We start from the raw sequence: 16723 nt of genomic DNA, 5'->3' as shown, positions 1-16723 counted from the left end.
CTACTGCCCCCAAAGGATCATTAAGCCCCAGATAAATTGACTAAGGAGCCATAAAACAACTAACATTTGTACTGATAAACGCAAGGCAGTACATTTCATATAATCTGTAGTCACAGTCCAAATACCTATCCATGCATGCAATGAAAGCGCAAACAATGCAATAAGTGATGCAATCCGAACCAGGGTATTAGAAAAAAGAGCATGCCATTGTGCGAAGCCCAATTCAGGATGCAATAACAAAAAACCAATGATAAAAAAAGAATAAACAGCAAAATAAACTGCTGTAACTCGTTGAATCAACCAATCCTTTAACCCATTACCTGTTAAGCTGGTGACATTATTTACCATATCCAAAATCCTAGAAAAATTGACAAAATAATGGCAAGAATAATGACTAAAACAGCAGAACGCCGACCGGCATCAAGATGCTCACCAAATCCCATATCCATCACAAGATGCCTAATCCCTGCAAGCAAATGATATATCATCGCAGCCCCAAATGCCCATACCACCACTTTATAAACGGGATGAGACAATAAATCTTTTACCTGTATAAAGGCTTCTTCCGATTGCACTGATTGACCAAAAATATACAACATTATGGGTAACAGTAAAAATAAAACCACCCCTGAAATCCTATGTAAAATTGATGCTATAGCCATAGGGGGAAATTTTAAACTACCCAAATCCAGATTAACGGGTCTTTTTTTGTTCACTGTGAGTTTCTTCCTTAATTAGAAAAGTTAATTAAATAAAGCACAAATGCGAAGTATAGCACTCTGTTTTTATCGCGCAAGATTAAGACGCTATGGAATTCGAGCAAAAGCAAACTTTGATTCATTGTAATAGAGTGAAGAGTCAATTATTTTTTTGTTGTTATTTTCACCATGACTTGAGCGTCAGCACTGTGAATAGCATGCATACAAAAATCAAGTGATATGTATTAAGATGCATCGAGTACTAATTTATACAATTTCTGTTCTAAGTGAGCGCTCCTTATCATGGTACTCTGAAGAAATCGTCTCTTTTAATTCTAAATAATCCTTATTATCATTGCTAATGACCGTAATTAACTCTTTAAGATGTCCATTGCTCAATTTATCAGTATCTAAACTTTCTATGTTTGAAACATCTTGTATCAACTTTCGGGCAATACCTAAATTTATTTGTGTCTGATCTTTGTTAAAAAAGAGTTTCAATCCTCCTCGGTAAGGTAATTTATTCTCTAGCCAAGACTCTCTAACAGAAATATATTTTTCAATTGCTTTTTTAGCTGCTTCTTCCTGAGTAAAACCTGCTGCATGCAGCGATTGATAATAATCAATGAAACGATTTTTAAAAGAAGTTATTCCTTTTTCTTGAAGTGACGATTTTTTAGAGAAAATATGACTAATTTCCAAAAACTTATCCTTTATTCTCTGATGACCCCGCCAAATTAGAACTTTATCTTCAGCCGGACTATACGCAAGGTTATAACTTGTTGTACTCGAAGGAACTTGAATAATATTTATATCATGCTGAACTTTCATTTGAGTTAATTTATCTTTTAATCGCTCTATTTCATTTGAGTCATCAAAAGAAATACTGCCTCTAAACATTTTAATATCTACTTTATCCCCCGGCTTTAATGACTTTATTGCCTCATAATAAGCTTTATCAGATGACTCAGGGGTTCCACTGTACTGATCGAGCCAAAGTACATAGCCATTCTCGTTTTGGTTTAAATTATTTCGGGGGGCGGTGACTCAATGGAAAAATAACTTGCAGCACATGAAAATATGAATTACTGACTTACCCGGTTAATTAACAAGAACTTAGTGTATAATTAATGCGCTTTGTTTTTTTATAGGTAAATATTCCATGCTAGAAACTGAATTTAATTCACAAGAAATAAGACTAGTCGACCTCGCCTCCAGAGGACTTTTTCGAACAGTAAACAGTCGTCAATATATAAAATCAACTTTAGCCATGGCCAAAATTCGGCCCGAAGTGATTGACAAAGCAGTAAAAACCGCAATAGCTGCAGCATCTCAAGTTTCAACAGAAGAGGCTGAGAAACGATGGAACATTGTCATCATGTTATGCAGCTTAAAATCAAAAACTCATCAACCAAGTCAAAAAATTGCAGACTACGCTTTAGAGCAAGCGGCAATGGTCGCGGCTAAAATCAATAATTGGGAGTTTTTTATCGCCCTCACAAACTTAACTGATCCAGCACGTAAACCAAGTCAGAAAGCTATAGACAAGATATTAGTGAATGCAGGATTAGCAGCAACTAAAATAAATAATTGGGATTTTGTGTTCGCTCTTTTAAACTTGACTATCCTAACACGTCAACCAAGTCAAATCGCTGTGGACAGAGTGTTCGAGCTTGCAACAGTAACAGCACTTCAAACTAACAATTGGGAAGCTGTTATCGCTCTTGCACGCTTAGCTGCTCCAGCACTCCAGCCCACTAAAAGAGCAATCAATGCAAGCTTAGAACTCGCGCTATTAAGGTTGATACGATATGAACGTCATGGTGATATAGAATCCTCTTCTAAGGTATGTGAGGCAATTAAAGCTATTATAAGCCTAAAACCGCCGGCAAATGTACCCGATAAAGAGCTAGTGGATAAAGCATTATATACTCTACAGAGACGAACCGATAAACACTTCATCCTATCAGCTCAATATGGAGAATGGGAAAAGCTTTTGAATTATTTCATTCAAGACCAATGGGGTAAGCCTTCTCAGAAGGCAATGAATTGTGCATTAACTTATGCATTAGCAACAGTGGGGGAAAATCCTCCAAGGGGAGTTTTTAAGGCACTTTGCAGTTTTATGCAACCCGACAAAAGAACTGCTGGTACTTTGCTGCTCGTTGCAGCCAGAATAGGACGCATTGAGGTTGTCCAGCTGCTGTGCAATTTAGAGGAACAGAATAAACCTTCTCTTTATTTCATTAAAAATGCGTTACAAATTGCACAGCACGCTGGGAATCAGGAAATTACCAGTTATCTCTCCTATGAACTAATGCATCAGCATCACTTAGAACACGATCCTTTAGCCCTGACAAAAACAATACTTACAGACTACTGTGATCATCATACCACTATGAGTCAATTATTTAATACCCAGTTAAAGCAGGTAAAAACAATTCTTGCTAGAGTAAAACGAGCAGACAAAGAAACAGAAGAAGATGTCAGGAATAAAGCAGCAAGCGATGCGGTGGATCAATTAAAAGCAATGAGCGGAATAGATAAGGAATTAAAGATTTGCATTGATTACATTGATGAGCATTGCCGTAAAAACGAACACCTTGCATTAAAGCAAAGCCTTAATTCAATCTCATTTGAAAATTGAAAAACTTCAGCTCAGGGAATTTAAGATAATAAATTCTTATCTTTTAGGACCTGAGCTAGGGCCTTTATGTGGCTGTCTATAGGTGTCACGTGGAGATTCAGAAGGATACCCATACTTATCCGCATTTTGTTTGACAATTTGTAAATAACGCTCACCCCATGCACCTGGATCAAAGTTAGTTACTACGACGTTATAAGGTAAATTGATAATTGATTCAAAAGCCTTTCTTTGGGGGAGCAAATGTCCGCCGAAAGCCACTTGAACTTCCGTTTCTTTATCAATGCCCCCTTCTTTTAAACGCTCAACCAATATATAAATCATTTTTTCTATGGTCATATAGAGCTTATACATTGACATACCAGCAGAAAGCATCTCTTCGCTTTTAGAAGTAGACAATTTGGATCCTGAATCAAGAATAGGATATACAAATTCATACTCGTTTGTTCCTGTTATAAGTTCTGGTTTGAGAATTATTGCAGGAGAAATAATATCTATAGTCGGAGATACAATATAAAGTTCAAAATCAGCCCAATGCCACCAGATTTGATAAACACGTTCTACTAAAGTTACTGGATCATTTAAATCCTCTTCCATTTGCAGCTTGCGAAAATCGATGCTGTTCTTGTTCTCATCAAGAAGTTCGAAGTTTTCTTCAACATCAGGAAAGTCTGGGTTTTCTTCAATAGGAATATCTGATTCATCAGCCATTTGTATACCGCATTTTTCAAAACCATATGATTATTATATTAGCCCAAATTTGGTGAATGAGCACGAAAGTTAAAGTAACTTAAGTAAAAAACCCGTAAAAAAATGTAACTCAAGTGCGCGGCAAATTACAAAAGATATTGATAAAATTCAGGGGAGTTAGAACGACACTTAAAGCATGTGCTTTGACAATTCCCCTTTTCCTGACACTTACGTATTACACCCTTACCTATCCATAAATCAAGCATAGGTTGTAATGCTGTGAGTTCCAAGCGAAACTCTCGAGTCAATTGTTGCGTGCTCACTACACCTTCACGGCAAATGTAATTACGTATTTGCAACAACATGATTCCTCCTTACGCTGCGTTTGATGTATTGGCGCAAGCCTATAGCAAAAAATAAAACGAATAAGAATACGATAATCCCCAAAATATTGTGCTCCGAACTCTGAATCCATTTAGCCACTTGATAAAATAAAACTGCTGCGATATAGGCAACAACAAAAGACCAAACTACAGAAATCCACATATATTTTCTATTTGCCTCTTGTCGAATTACCGCCATAGTAGAGACACAGGGAATGTAAAGTAGAACAAATAACAGATAAGCATATGCCCCTATTTTTCCATCAAAGCGCTGGGCCATTATTCCATATACGGACTGAGATACGGGGTTATCTGCTGCACTAGCTAATACAGGATTGAGCAAAGCAGAGCCTAGTTGAGCTAAATTCTGCGGTATAGACCATAAGGCTGCCTTGATGCCTGCTAAAAAATCAAAGTGTGCAGTGGCAATTTCCCCTACGTGACCTATTTGTGCATACAGTGAATTTAACGTCCCAACCACTACCTCTTTGGCTAACATGCCCGTTAACAACCCGACTGTGGCAGGCCAATTATCTTGATGAATCCCCATGGGTGCAAATAGAGGAGTAATCCATTGCCCCATTAAAGACAATAATGATTGAGTACTGGCTTCACCCGAATTCACTCCGCCGCTCAAAGTAATGGCATTTAAGCCACCTAAAATAACACAAATTGGCACAATTAATTTGCCTGCCCGTACTATAAAAAAACGCAGTCGCATAAAAGTTTCTTTAAATAAGCGCTTGAGTGCAGGTTTATGATAAGCAGGAAGCTCCAAAATTAAGGGGGAGGCATTTCCCTTTAACATAGATTTACGCAAGATAAATCCCGTTAATACAGCCATCAAAATCCCGATAAGATACAAAGAAAACACGATGTTTTGTCCACCAGAAGGGAAAAATGCAGCGACAAATACAGCGTAAATGGCAAGACGTGCGCTACATGACATAAAAGGACTCATCATGACGGTTAATAACCGATCGCGCTCTGAATCCAAGGTACGTGCTGCCATAATCGCAGGAACGTTGCAACCAAAACCAACAATCATCGGCACAAAAGACTTGCCAGGCAAACCCATCATTCTCATTGCTTTGTCAACAACAAAAGCTGCCCTTGCCATATATCCAGACGTTTCCAACAAAGATAAGAAAAAGAACATTGCAGCAATAACGGGGATAAACGTTAACGTGGTATTTATACCTTTACCTACACCATTCGCCAATAAAGCAATCAACCAATTGGGAGCATGAATCTGTTGTAATAACCAGGCAGTGCCTTGTACAAATAGTGTATCAGTACTGATATCAAAAAAATCTTGAAACGCACCACCCACATTAATTGCAAATAAAAACATCAAATACATCATGGCAAAAAAAATAGGGAGGGCAAAAAAACGATGTAACATAATCTTATCGAGTTTTGCAGTAAAATGTTCACTGGCATCACTGTGTTTTTTCTGTACAGATTCAACCATGGCGTGTATTTTCTGGTATCGAGCATCGGCCAATAATATATCAAGACTGGGATCCGCTTCGTTCAATAAAGTCAAATCCTTAGCAATCTCCTTGCCGAATAACAATCCATCTCCCTCAGGAAGTCTACGTGCATAATAATAAGCAAGCGATTGGCTATAACCTTCATGAATTAATGTATTTTCCAGGGTCTCTAAAGTCTGTTGTATGGACTCAGAGACAGGTAATACCCACGGAATCATGGTCTGAGGCATTCGAGTCAATTCTTGCATCAGCTGAGATATACCTACCTTTTTATGTGCCTGGATAGGAATAACAGGGCAACCTAATTGTTGTGACAAGGCATTTGGATCTATGGATATACCCCGCTGCTCGGCAATATCCATCATATTTAGTGCGAGTAGTACCGGTTTGCCTAACTCCAGGATTTGGGTGGTCAAATATAAATGCCGTTCGAGATGACAGGCATCGATCACATTAATGATACAATCTGCCTCCATAGTGGCAACAGCCTGTGCAGCGATTTGCTCATCCTGACTGATTCCATCCGCATTAGCTGCTAGAGAATAAACTCCTGGCAAATCAGTCACTTCAAATCGCTGCTGATCGACAAAGAATTTCCCCGTTTTCTTTTCAACCGTAACACCCGGCCAATTTCCTATACGCTGATTGTCGCCAGTTAATGCATTAAATAATGTGGTTTTACCACAATTAGGGTTACCTACTAACAACACATGAGTCATATTCGCTCCAAAATCAATTGACTCGCCTCTTCCTTACGCAACGTTAAAGCAGTTCCTCTGACTTCAATTTGTATAGGGCATCCTAAAGGGGCAATTCGGACAACTAAGAGCTCTGTACCACAAGTCACACCTAAAGATAAAAGTCTACGCCTGTACTGCATATCAGTTGTACCAAAACTGGTTAACCGTGCTTTATCGCCTTGTACCAACTCTGTAATTTTTATCATGTCCTAACAGCAACCCGTGAAATAACCTAATTTTAGCATAAATGAAATCGAGAATCATTCTCAAATAAGAAAAAAAATATACATTTATTTTAATCTGACCATTCGTAGTCTAGGTGTGAAAATTCAGAAATATTTCTGCTAAATGCTTCGTTTCCCTCCAACTAAGAATTATTTGTAATGAATTCCTGAAGCTCTCTTTTAGGATGACGTGCTAAATAATCCACTGACTGCATTTCCAATAACCGACTTAAGGTACGCTTAAAGGTTTCTTTCATTTCACCCTCGAGATACAATTCATCAACCGTCACTTCTGCGGAAATAATAATATTAATTCCACGATCGTACATTACGTCAATAAAGTGAATGAACATAATCGCCTGTAACGTATGATTTACTGTAAGCACAGGTATGTTACTTAGAAAAATAGTATCAAACTTATCCGCGAGCTCTAAGTAATCCAATTGGCTGCGAGGTAAATTACACAGAATATCAAAGGAAAACCAAATCGCCTTTTCAGCACGCTTAAGATAAGGAATTTCACGATTTTGTATCGTAATTACCCCATTTTCTTTAAACTCAGCCACTAAAAGTGCGAATTGTTTTTCCATGGTTTGTTCAGTTTGTTCATTTAAAGGAAATAAATAAGCATCTAATAAAGGGGTTCGCCCAACCCGATAATCTCTTTGTTCATTTAAATACAGCACCTCGCAATGAGCTTTAATTGCGGCAATTGCAGGTAAAAATCGTTTGCGATGAACTCCATTTCGATACAAATCATCAGGGGGTATATTCGAAGAAATTACCAAAATAACGCCATGTGCCGTCAAAGCTTGCAATAATTCGGCCAAAATCATGGCATAAGCCACGTCATGCACCATAAATTCATCAAAACAAAGTACTCGTATTGTTTTTGCTAATTCTTTAGCAATTTTACGAAGCGGATTTTTTTGTCCTTGCAATTGTCTTAAGCGAGCATCGACTTGTTGCATGAAATGATGGAAATGAAAACGAGCCTTCTTTTTTTCTTCAAGACAATCGTAAAATAAATCAATTAAATAGGTTTTTCCCACACCAACAGGACCGTAAAGATATATGCCTTTGACCTTAGATTTAATTAATGGATAAAGCCAGGATGAATTCGATTTGTTCACGCTATCGATAAGGTGTTGCATACGTATCAATATGTCACGTTGTAACGGATCATCATCAATTTCACCACGATGAATCGCAGCTTCATATTGAGTAATCAAATTCATTATAAAACAACCTGAGAACGAATATATTCCATGAGTTTTGTTTTCAGATCTATTAATTTTCCATGAAAAAAGTGGCCGGTATTGGCAAAACGAATTACCGGTATTTCAGGATTGCTCTGGGAAGCAAAATCAAAAACCAAAGCAGGAGGAACAACCTCATCTTCATCACCTTGTATAATAAGCCAGGGATAAGGAGCGGGATTAAATTCACGATAATCATAATGATGCACCGGAGGAGCTATCGTAATTAAGAGTTGTGAATCCGTTTGAACTGCTGCACGATAAGCCACGTAAGAGCCAAAAGAAAAACCAGCAAAGATGAGTTTCTTTTCGGGCTGCTCTTTTTGCCATTCACGAACCAAAATCAGCATGTCTTCGCTTTCGCCAATCCCTGAGTCATAAGCTCCTTCCGATTGGCCTACCCCACGAAAATTAAAACGTAATGAAGGAACACCTAATTCTCTAAAGGCACGTGCTAATGTAGTAACTACTTTATTGCTCATTGTGCCTCCTTGCAAGGAGTGTGGGTGGCCCAAAAAGGCTATAAAAGCAGAATGATTGTGTTCTGGAACAGTTAAAACTGCTTCCAGTTTCCCAATTGCTCCTTGCAAAAACAAAACATGTTCCCCTGGGAGCGCTAATTTTTCAGTGATTTGCATAAAAAACCTATTGTCATAAAGTACCTTTTCACGCGACTACTCAGAGCTTTCCACAGCAGTAGGCTATGAAAAGCATGAATGATAACTCAGAATTATAGAGGAACAAAATGCATAAAAGAGTCAATACCAATAATAACCGACCATCTTTTTCTAAGCATTTTACTTTTAGAGACTTTTTTACATTTCAGTTACTCTATTGTTCTTAAGGAAAATAAAATGAACTAAAGAGGCTTGGCGCCTCTAGCATGACTGATATAAGTGATGGATTATCCCCATCGGTTACACCTTAATTTTGAAGCGCAAGGGCACTGGCAGCACTCTTCTCATTGTTCAACGAATAATTCATTTTCTTCCTTAATAGCTCGCGAGCAGGTTGCTCAACGAAATAATGAAGCAACGTAGCAACGATAATAGCCGCTGCTAAATCAAGTACAATGGGTAAGTGGAATGGATGTAAAACTACTTGAACCATAAGTGCAGATAAATAAAAAGCATAAGAAATTTTGCCCATGAAAAATGCTAACTTATTCCCAAAAAGCATTTTGGACAGTCCTGAGTTATTGGAAAGGCCCATGATAATCAATGTGGCAGGAACTATGGTTTCCCATAAGGTAGCACAGTAAAAATTCAGAATAAGACATACGCCAACTAGAGTCAAAATATCATAAACGACACTATTATTCGTCCATTTTTTGATCTTTTCTACCAGAAAATACACGACACATCCCCAGAAGAATGCCCAGAAAAATAGCACCAGAGAAATTCCATGAGAAAATGTAAGTTGACGGCCTGTATTTAGAAATTGATGTGCTATTCCCCAATTTATAAGAGCATCATAAAAAGAATACCTTATCTGAGAGTAGATAATTGCCATGATGATAAACAATGCCCACAGAGGAGCTTTGGCAAGTCTGCTGATGAATAGCGGAAAAAGCAGATAGCTGAAAAACTCGGTACTTACTGACCATGAAGGTTGATTCCACGAAAGATGCTCTGTGAATCCCCAGGCCTGGAGCAGTGCAAGGTTTAATATAAATGTTTTCCATGTATTGCTCGGCTGAAGATCAATTCCAACCCATACAAAAGCACCATAAAGTATAAGGGTCACTAAATGTAGTGGATATACGCGAGCGAATCGGGCAAACATAAAACTACGGTATCCAATTGTTTTTTTTGCAAATTTACTAGAGTACACATAGGAAAGGATAAAACCGGAAAGCACAAAAAATACCGTAACACCCGAGGCCCCATAACTGGCAAGTTTCATTGCAAAAGTATCGCCTTGCCATTCCCCTGATGCATGTAAAAAGAAAACCCAAAGTGCGGCATATCCACGAAGACCAGTTAACCCTTTTATTTCTGTGGGATCAGAGTGAGTAAATAACTTCCTATTTAATAGTTCCATTATAAATTTCTCATTTTAACTATGAAGATTTTTAGTGCTCATCCAGTCTCTTGAACATCGAATTGTCATCGATAATCATTGTAGATTGGCTTTATTTGAAAAATAAAACAGGCAGAGTATAGATTTTGAAAGGTCTGGCTTAATTCTTAGACTTCCATGTAAAGTTCCTGAAAAAGATTTTCAAAAACAAAAAATGGCTCAATGGATGCCCTTCTCTAATTGTACCTTTGCCAGCGCTAGAGCATACTACAAACTATATTTATATGATAGGTCGGATCCTTACCCCATAAATGCATAACTTATCGACTCTTCTCAACTACCTGAATTTGCAATATGATAGCCATTGTGTGCGTGCTGATAGCTGTGCATAATGCGCTGACCCGAGTTGGCAGCGACTTCTATTTTAATTTTTTTGGAGGACTTGATCCATGCGACAGGTACCTATATTGTGTCTCGCTTTTCATTTTCACGCTTACTTCCCTTTAGTAAGGAGTAACGCAGCATGAAAATTCATGATTTCAAACGCAAACAAGAAGAACAACAAAAAATTTCCATGATTACCTGCTATGATTATCCATCTGCTTGCATTGTAGCTGAATCAAATATTGATTGTGTTTTGGTCGGAGATTCTGTGGCTATGGCAGTACATGGCCATGATACAACCATTATGGCTACGATGGAGATGATGATACTTCATACCCAAGCTGTAGCACGTGGCTTAAAACAACAATTTTTAATCAGCGATCTTCCCTTTTTAAGTCATAAAAACTCACTGACTCAATCTGTAGAAAATGTAAAATGCTTACTTCAAGCAGGAGCCCATGCTGTGAAAATTGAAGGAGCCGATGCAGATACATGTCACACTATTTCTTATCTGGTCAACGCAGGTGTCCCAGTTATAGGTCATATCGGTTTGACCCCACAATCCATTCATCAATTAGGCGGCTATAAAGTACAGGGAAAAAATCAGGAACAAGCAGAAAAGCTTATCCAGCAAGCTCATCAGTTAGAAGCGGCAGGCTGTTTTGCTCTAGTACTCGAATGCATACCTCAACAGCTTGCATTAACAATAACCAAGTCATTGAGTATCCCTACTATTGGTATTGGAGCGGGTCCTCATACCGATGGACAAGTACTTGTTTGGCATGACATGTTGGGTTTACAGACTGATTTTAATCCCAAATTTGTTAAAAGATACCTCCAAGGCAAAGAAATTCTGTTGAATGCATTAAATACCTATGTTCAACAGGTTCAACAAGCTAGTTTTCCAGCAACCGAACATTCATTTTAATTGGAGAGCAGAATAATTCTCTTATTTGCTTGATGTGTTTATGGTTGAACGAAAATTACGATGAGAAAGCGCAGCATGCATCAGTCTGTGAGCATTTATCAGAGTATTTTTCGTTCAAGATGAGCCAAATATGGCTTTCCGGTCATAGGTTGTAAGCGCTTACGAGAATTATTCACTCACAAATTCCTAAGGAGTAACTCATGCACATTTTTCACAATCTCGACGAATGGTTACGCTTTCGTAAATCTTTATCTACCGAATTAACTCTGGGCTTTGCACCAACAATGGGTAATTTACATGCTGGGCATGCGTCTTTGTTTTTAGCCAGCCAAAAAGAAACGGATCATACTGTATCCAGTTTATTTGTAAATCCTACGCAATTTAATCAGGCTGAAGACTTTAAACATTACCCTAGAACATTAGAAGCAGATCTCAAAATTATGGAAGATTGTGGTGTTGATTTTTGTATTCTTCCGGATGAAAAATCAATCTATGCTGATGAATACACTTATCAGGTGCATGAACGCCAGCTTTGTCAACTCATGGAAGGAAGCCATCGACCTGGACACTTTAATGGTGTATTAACCATCGTCATGAAATTGTTGAATTTAGTTAAGCCTCATCGAGCTTATTTTGGTGAAAAAGATTATCAACAATACTTATTAATTCAAGGAATGGCTAAAGCATTTTTTATGGATGTTGAAATCAAAGCGTGTCCTACAATTCGTGAAGCCAGTGGTTTGGCTTACAGTTCTCGCAATAATCGACTCAATAAAGAGCAAAAAGCTTTAGCTGAAGAATTTGCCGCAATATTTCAGCAAAAGGTACTCACATGTGATCAAATCATAAAAAAATTAACAGAAAAAGGGATTGGGGTGGAATACGTTGAAGAACACCAAGGCCGCCGTTTTGCTGCGGTACGTGTTAATGACATCCGCTTAATTGATAATTATTTATTAGGGTAATTTCTAAATTTTGTTGTAACTGGCTGTTTTGCAGCCAGGTCTATTGTGATGGAAAAAATCCCGTTAGCAGCAACAGGATTGTATCTTTAACTTGTAAACAAAAGAGCGTGATCATATCTCTGCCTACGCCACACGGCTTGTCCGCGAGGTCCATGTATTGCAGATTACCTGGATCCCTGGACAAGCCGCGGGACGTAGTAGTACGTGGACAATAGTTATAATAACTCTGGAATTGCCTCGTCTGGAACCTTTACTGTTGTAGAAGGCTGTAAAACGTATCGATATGGCGTGCCAAGAGCTGTAGATTGTGCAGGAATACCAGCCCAATGGGTATTTTCGGGTAAACATTCCCCTTTCATGAGTAAAGAAAGGCTACCTAAAGAAGAATTTTTTTCCATTAACGTGTTGTAAAGAACAATTGAACCTACACCAACATTACAACCAGAGCCAATAGTCACATGAGATACTTTAAATATTCTATCTTCATAGAGATGGGTTTGGATTATTGTCTCCGCATTAATGCAAACATCATCACCAATCGTAATTAAGTCAAACTCAGAAAATTCCGCGCTATCTGTGAAAACCCTTTTCCCTGCTTTAGTTCCCAGGCAACGATGTACCCAAAGCGCAAAGGGAGTTCCTAAAACTTTGTTAGTCCAATGTGGGTTCGTATAGTAGTTATACGAGTATTCGATCACATCATTTTTCCAAATAAAGGAGTCCCAAATAGGTTTAGTTAATGGTTTTAATTTACCTAAAATTCCCCATTTTAGAGCTACCAATATTCCAACAAGGCAGACAGTAATGAACATCTCTGTTGGTGGAAGCACCAGTGCTGTCATAAACCATGAATATTCGTTCAACATATAATCCAATACATAAAGCATATTGAATAATCCAATCAATGAAAATGTTGATGGTAAAATAATTCGTATAAACTCAATGAATAAACGCATGCAGTAGAGTTTTTTGGATGGATAAAATGTATCTTTATCAGAAAAACCAACAAATAACTCTCGTTTTGGGAGAAATACAGCCGGAGAACCTAACCAAGCAGAATAAGGTTCCATTGCTTTGTCACTTGGCGGAGTCACTGATAAACATCCTAATAAAGTACCTTCACCAATGGATTTGCCTGCAGATAATAAACTTACATTCCCTACGAAAGCTCTGCGTCCAATAGCCACCGGAGCAAAAGAAATGACCCCATTGTAAACATGAGGCCAGGCTAAAGCGACTGAACTGGCAGTAAAACCACCTTCTTCAATAGTCACCAGGTCAGGAATAATATGAGGTGTTTCTCCCATTTCCACTCCTTTACCTAGTTTTGCTCCCAATAATCGTAAAAAGGCTGGCATATACAAAGTATCCGCCATAACTGAGATTTCATCCCCATCCAGCAACTTCACCATGAGCCAATGACGAAAATAGTACACACTCTTCAAAGGATAATTGCCAGGTTTGATCTTATTCATAATAACTTTTTTACAGAGTACAATGCATGAATAATATAAGCCTAAAAACAGAATTGCCCCTAAAGGTATTGCAAAAAACATAGTCGTAAAATAATGGCTTTGATCATAGTAATAGCTAATCAAAGAGATTGAGGGAATTAAGCATAAGTAATATATCCCCATGACAAAAATGATGCCTAAGTAATGCAAAATACCAAAAAGAGTATTTTTCATCATGCTCGATTCTTCAACGGTAACTTTTTTCCGTGTAACGTGGTCGACAGGGACAGCACCAGGGACTGCAGGAGAACCCGAAAAGTAAGTTCCTTGAGGAATTAAACCCTGATCAGGCAACATGGACATTTCATCCAGGAGTGCATTATCTTCAATCCGGGTATTTAACCCAACTACTGCCCGCGAACCTACATAACAATTATTGCCGATATTGATGGTTCCAATTTTTAACCATCCATCCTCAACAATATAGCCATTAAGCCTACAATCAGCACCAATAGAAGTATTATCTCCTATGGTTAATGAATCATGGGCAGAAATCTGCATGGAACCCAAATAACAATTTTTACCTATTTTGGCCCCTAATAAGCGATAATAAATACCGGCCAATGGCGAGCCAACTAAAAATTTGGCTAAAAACAAATTCTTTTGCAATCTTTGCACCAACCACCAGCGATAATAGAACCATCCCCAAAGAGGGTATTTTCCTGGTTTCACTCGTCCCAGTAAGAGCCATTTCAAGCCAATCGTTATCAATAAGGAAATGATTGGCATCGATAGAAATAATACTAAAAGTGCTAGCTGTGATTCTCTGGAAATAATTGAATACTCAGAACTAACCCAGCTGTAGCACAAAATAACAGCAAGCAGTTGTAAGGTACCTACCGCATATTGCAATAAGCAGCCAAAAAACTGACCAATACCACATAAATAATATTTCCATTGGGGCACACTATACTTTTTGGGGGCCGACTGATTTTCCTCAACGTGTGCATAGAAATTAGGTTCACGAAACTTCTGCTCCAGTTGAGCAATCGTTGGATTTTTATATAAATCCAAAATTGAGATGTTTTTTAAAGCAGATATTTTTCGCAAACTAGAAATTACTTTTGCCGCATGTAATGAGTGTCCACCTAAATCATAGAAAAAGTCTGCATTTACGGAAATATTCTTACAATCAAATACTTTTTCCCAAACCCATGCAATTTCCTTGGCTAACTCAGATTCAGGCGCATTATAAGGGCTCTCTGTTTTTTGTTGTACGGGTTTAGGAAGCTCTTTGCGATTCACCTTACCACTAGCTAAAACTGGAAGAGTTTCCAAAACTTCGATTAAAGAGGGGAGCATATAATCAGGTAAATGTGACCTTAAAAAAGCTTTAAATTCATTTGCATCGAACGCGTTATATGTATCAAGAATCAAATAAGCAACTAAAATAGGTTGTTCCAGTGTTTGCAAAGAAACCACTGCTTGTTTAACTCCAGCAAATTGCATAATAACGGCTTCAATTTCATTGAGTTCAATGCGAAATCCACGCAATTTGACCTGATCATCCACGCGTCCCACAAAACGCAGATTCCCGTTAGAATCTCTTGAAACTAAATCACCTGTTCGATATAAACGTTGATGTTTATTTACAGGATTTAAAACGAATTTTTCTGCTGTAATCTCAGGTCGATTAACATAACCACGAGCCAAGGCAACTCCAGCAATACAAAGTTCACCTTCCTCACCATCAGCTACTTCCTGCAATTGTTCATCCACAATGAGTACTTCATAACCAGGCAGGGTTTTACCAATAGTAATTTCTTGCTCAGGATGACATTCTGCATAAGTCGCGATAATCGTTGCTTCAGTAGGACCATAAGTATTGATAATGCGCAGACCCGATCTGCTCCAGCGCTTAACCAAACTGGGTGGACAAGTCTCTCCCCCCAAGATTAAAAGACGCAAATCAGGTAATTGTCCTTCTAAAGAAGACAATAGAGTGGGAACTGTAGAAAAAACACTAACCCGATGCTGTTGTAAAAAGGAAACCAGACCTAAACCGGATCGGACCTCTTTTGCAGTACACGCGACAAGGGCAGCACCATTGGCAAAGGCCATCCAAAACTCTTCTAAAGAAGCATCGAATGCCAATGAAAAACCTTGGTATACCTTATCATTACTTTTTATATCATAAAGTGTGCTCGCAACTTCAACGTAATGACAAATACTGCGTTGCGTAATTTCCACGCCTTTGGGCTTTCCTGTTGAACCCGAAGTGTAAATGATATAACACAAATCATCAGTGCTTAAATCACCTTGGGAAGTTAGTCTCTGGGTAGGGTAGTTGGAAATTCTTTTGGCAAGCTTATCAAGAGCGTAAAAAGTTGGCCATGTCAGATTTTTTTGGTCTAATTGCATTGAAGAAGTTAAAACTGCATCAAAGGACAGATCAGAAAAAATATAATTAATACGTTCGTCTGGATACTCTACTTCAAGAGGCACATAAGCTGCACCTGTTTTTAAAGTAGCGAGTATAGCAATATAGCACTCTATAGAACGCTCTAGTAGAATGCCTACAATGCTGCCTGTGGATATTTTATTCTCATGGAGATAATGAGCTAATTGATTCGCCCGATTTTCTAATTCCTGGTAGGAAATAAATGCATTATCACAAATCAAAGCAATATTGCTTGAATAATTATCAGCCGATCGTTCAAAAAAGTGATGCAATTTCATAGTGTTATATTCGGGTGAAAAACTCAAGTTTGAATTGACTCCTACTAATTGCGCCATTTTTTCACAATTTTAAATTGATTTTTTTATTGTTTATTTT

Annotated in this window: 14 protein-coding genes; 3 read left to right on the top strand and 11 right to left on the bottom strand. The window is 38.1% G+C overall.

Annotation, left to right across the window (positions count from 1 at the left end):
• From sdhD to LXO92_RS04090, 3 genes are all read right to left on the bottom strand, one after another.
• Window positions 1–348: a succinate dehydrogenase, hydrophobic membrane anchor protein gene (sdhD, locus tag LXO92_RS04100; protein WP_182351456.1), complete on the bottom strand. Its 348-nt coding sequence runs from the start codon at window positions 346–348 to the stop codon at window positions 1–3.
• Window positions 342–716, bottom strand: coding sequence for a succinate dehydrogenase, cytochrome b556 subunit (sdhC, locus tag LXO92_RS04095; RefSeq protein ID WP_182351455.1), 375 nt, complete (start codon window positions 714–716; stop codon window positions 342–344). Before sdhC ends, sdhD begins: the two co-directional genes overlap by 7 nt.
• Window positions 717–965: 249 nt before the next feature.
• Complete coding sequence (locus tag LXO92_RS04090) at window positions 966–1598, bottom strand: hypothetical protein (RefSeq protein WP_182351454.1); 633 nt, start codon at window positions 1596–1598, stop codon at window positions 966–968.
• Window positions 1599–1860: 262 nt separating this feature from the next.
• Between LXO92_RS04090 and LXO92_RS04085 the strand changes: the two genes are divergently transcribed.
• Window positions 1861–3345, top strand: a complete 1485-nt coding sequence (locus tag LXO92_RS04085) for a hypothetical protein (RefSeq protein ID WP_182351453.1) — start codon at window positions 1861–1863, stop codon at window positions 3343–3345.
• Between the two features lie 36 nt (window positions 3346–3381).
• Here the strand turns inward: LXO92_RS04085 and LXO92_RS04080 are convergent, their stop codons facing one another.
• The 7 genes from LXO92_RS04080 to LXO92_RS04050 form a co-directional block, all read right to left on the bottom strand.
• Window positions 3382–4053, bottom strand: coding sequence for a virulence factor (locus tag LXO92_RS04080; protein WP_232890429.1), 672 nt, complete (start codon window positions 4051–4053; stop codon window positions 3382–3384).
• 125 nt (window positions 4054–4178) lie between these two features.
• On the bottom strand, window positions 4179–4397 hold the full coding sequence (locus tag LXO92_RS04075) for a FeoC-like transcriptional regulator (protein WP_182351452.1): 219 nt from the start codon (window positions 4395–4397) through the stop codon (window positions 4179–4181).
• Complete coding sequence (gene feoB, locus LXO92_RS04070) at window positions 4378–6630, bottom strand: Fe(2+) transporter permease subunit FeoB (RefSeq protein WP_182351451.1); 2253 nt, start codon at window positions 6628–6630, stop codon at window positions 4378–4380. Before feoB ends, LXO92_RS04075 begins: the two co-directional genes overlap by 20 nt.
• Entirely contained in the window at window positions 6627–6857 is a 231-nt protein-coding gene (locus tag LXO92_RS04065; RefSeq protein ID WP_182351450.1) for a FeoA family protein, read from the bottom strand. Before LXO92_RS04065 ends, feoB begins: the two co-directional genes overlap by 4 nt.
• A 161-nt stretch (window positions 6858–7018) precedes the next feature.
• A complete protein-coding gene (gene zapE, locus LXO92_RS04060; RefSeq protein WP_182351449.1) occupies window positions 7019–8113 on the bottom strand; it encodes a cell division protein ZapE in 1095 nt (364 codons plus the stop codon).
• Complete coding sequence (locus LXO92_RS04055) at window positions 8113–8772, bottom strand: alpha/beta hydrolase (RefSeq protein WP_232890428.1); 660 nt, start codon at window positions 8770–8772, stop codon at window positions 8113–8115. Before LXO92_RS04055 ends, zapE begins: the two co-directional genes overlap by 1 nt.
• A gap of 286 nt (window positions 8773–9058) precedes the next feature.
• A complete protein-coding gene (locus LXO92_RS04050) occupies window positions 9059–10177 on the bottom strand; it encodes an acyltransferase family protein (protein ID WP_182351447.1) in 1119 nt (372 codons plus the stop codon).
• A gap of 502 nt (window positions 10178–10679) precedes the next feature.
• On the opposite strand from LXO92_RS04050, the gene panB reads away from it, so the two are divergent.
• On the top strand, window positions 10680–11468 hold the full coding sequence (panB, locus tag LXO92_RS04045; protein ID WP_232890427.1) for a 3-methyl-2-oxobutanoate hydroxymethyltransferase: 789 nt from the start codon (window positions 10680–10682) through the stop codon (window positions 11466–11468).
• Between the two features lie 200 nt (window positions 11469–11668).
• On the top strand, window positions 11669–12433 hold the full coding sequence (gene panC / locus LXO92_RS04040; RefSeq protein ID WP_182351445.1) for a pantoate--beta-alanine ligase: 765 nt from the start codon (window positions 11669–11671) through the stop codon (window positions 12431–12433).
• 215 nt (window positions 12434–12648) lie between these two features.
• Here panC and LXO92_RS04035 read toward each other — a convergent pair whose 3' ends face one another.
• The gene (locus LXO92_RS04035) at window positions 12649–16683 is read right to left on the bottom strand and encodes a Pls/PosA family non-ribosomal peptide synthetase (RefSeq protein WP_232890426.1); all 4035 of its coding nucleotides are present in this window, start codon (window positions 16681–16683) and stop codon (window positions 12649–12651) included.
• Between the last annotated feature and the right edge of the window lie 40 nt (window positions 16684–16723).

It is taken from the genome of Legionella resiliens, assembly GCF_021344005.1.
Taxonomy (GTDB): domain Bacteria; phylum Pseudomonadota; class Gammaproteobacteria; order Legionellales; family Legionellaceae; genus Legionella; species Legionella resiliens.
This window is presented reverse-complemented; position numbering and strand designations above follow the sequence as displayed.

Bases quoted from the DNA above. Each gene is read 5' to 3' on its own strand.
- sdhD (WP_182351456.1), bottom strand. From the start codon at position 348: ATGGTAAATAATGTCACCAGCTTAACAGGTAATGGGTTAAAGGATTGG.
- LXO92_RS04090 (WP_182351454.1), bottom strand. From the start codon at position 1,598: ATGTTTAGAGGCAGTATTTCTTTTGATGACTCAAATGAAATAGAGCGA.
- LXO92_RS04085 (WP_182351453.1), top strand. From the start codon at position 1,861: ATGCTAGAAACTGAATTTAATTCACAAGAAATAAGACTAGTCGACCTC.
- LXO92_RS04080 (WP_232890429.1), bottom strand. From the start codon at position 4,053: ATGGCTGATGAATCAGATATTCCTATTGAAGAAAACCCAGACTTTCCT.
- LXO92_RS04075 (WP_182351452.1), bottom strand. From the start codon at position 4,397: ATGTTGTTGCAAATACGTAATTACATTTGCCGTGAAGGTGTAGTGAGC.
- feoB (WP_182351451.1), bottom strand. From the start codon at position 6,630: ATGACTCATGTGTTGTTAGTAGGTAACCCTAATTGTGGTAAAACCACA.
- LXO92_RS04065 (WP_182351450.1), bottom strand. From the start codon at position 6,857: ATGATAAAAATTACAGAGTTGGTACAAGGCGATAAAGCACGGTTAACC.
- zapE (WP_182351449.1), bottom strand. From the start codon at position 8,113: ATGAATTTGATTACTCAATATGAAGCTGCGATTCATCGTGGTGAAATT.
- LXO92_RS04055 (WP_232890428.1), bottom strand. From the start codon at position 8,772: ATGCAAATCACTGAAAAATTAGCGCTCCCAGGGGAACATGTTTTGTTT.
- LXO92_RS04050 (WP_182351447.1), bottom strand. From the start codon at position 10,177: ATGGAACTATTAAATAGGAAGTTATTTACTCACTCTGATCCCACAGAA.
- panB (WP_232890427.1), top strand. From the start codon at position 10,680: ATGAAAATTCATGATTTCAAACGCAAACAAGAAGAACAACAAAAAATT.
- panC (WP_182351445.1), top strand. From the start codon at position 11,669: ATGCACATTTTTCACAATCTCGACGAATGGTTACGCTTTCGTAAATCT.
- LXO92_RS04035 (WP_232890426.1), bottom strand. From the start codon at position 16,683: ATGGCGCAATTAGTAGGAGTCAATTCAAACTTGAGTTTTTCACCCGAA.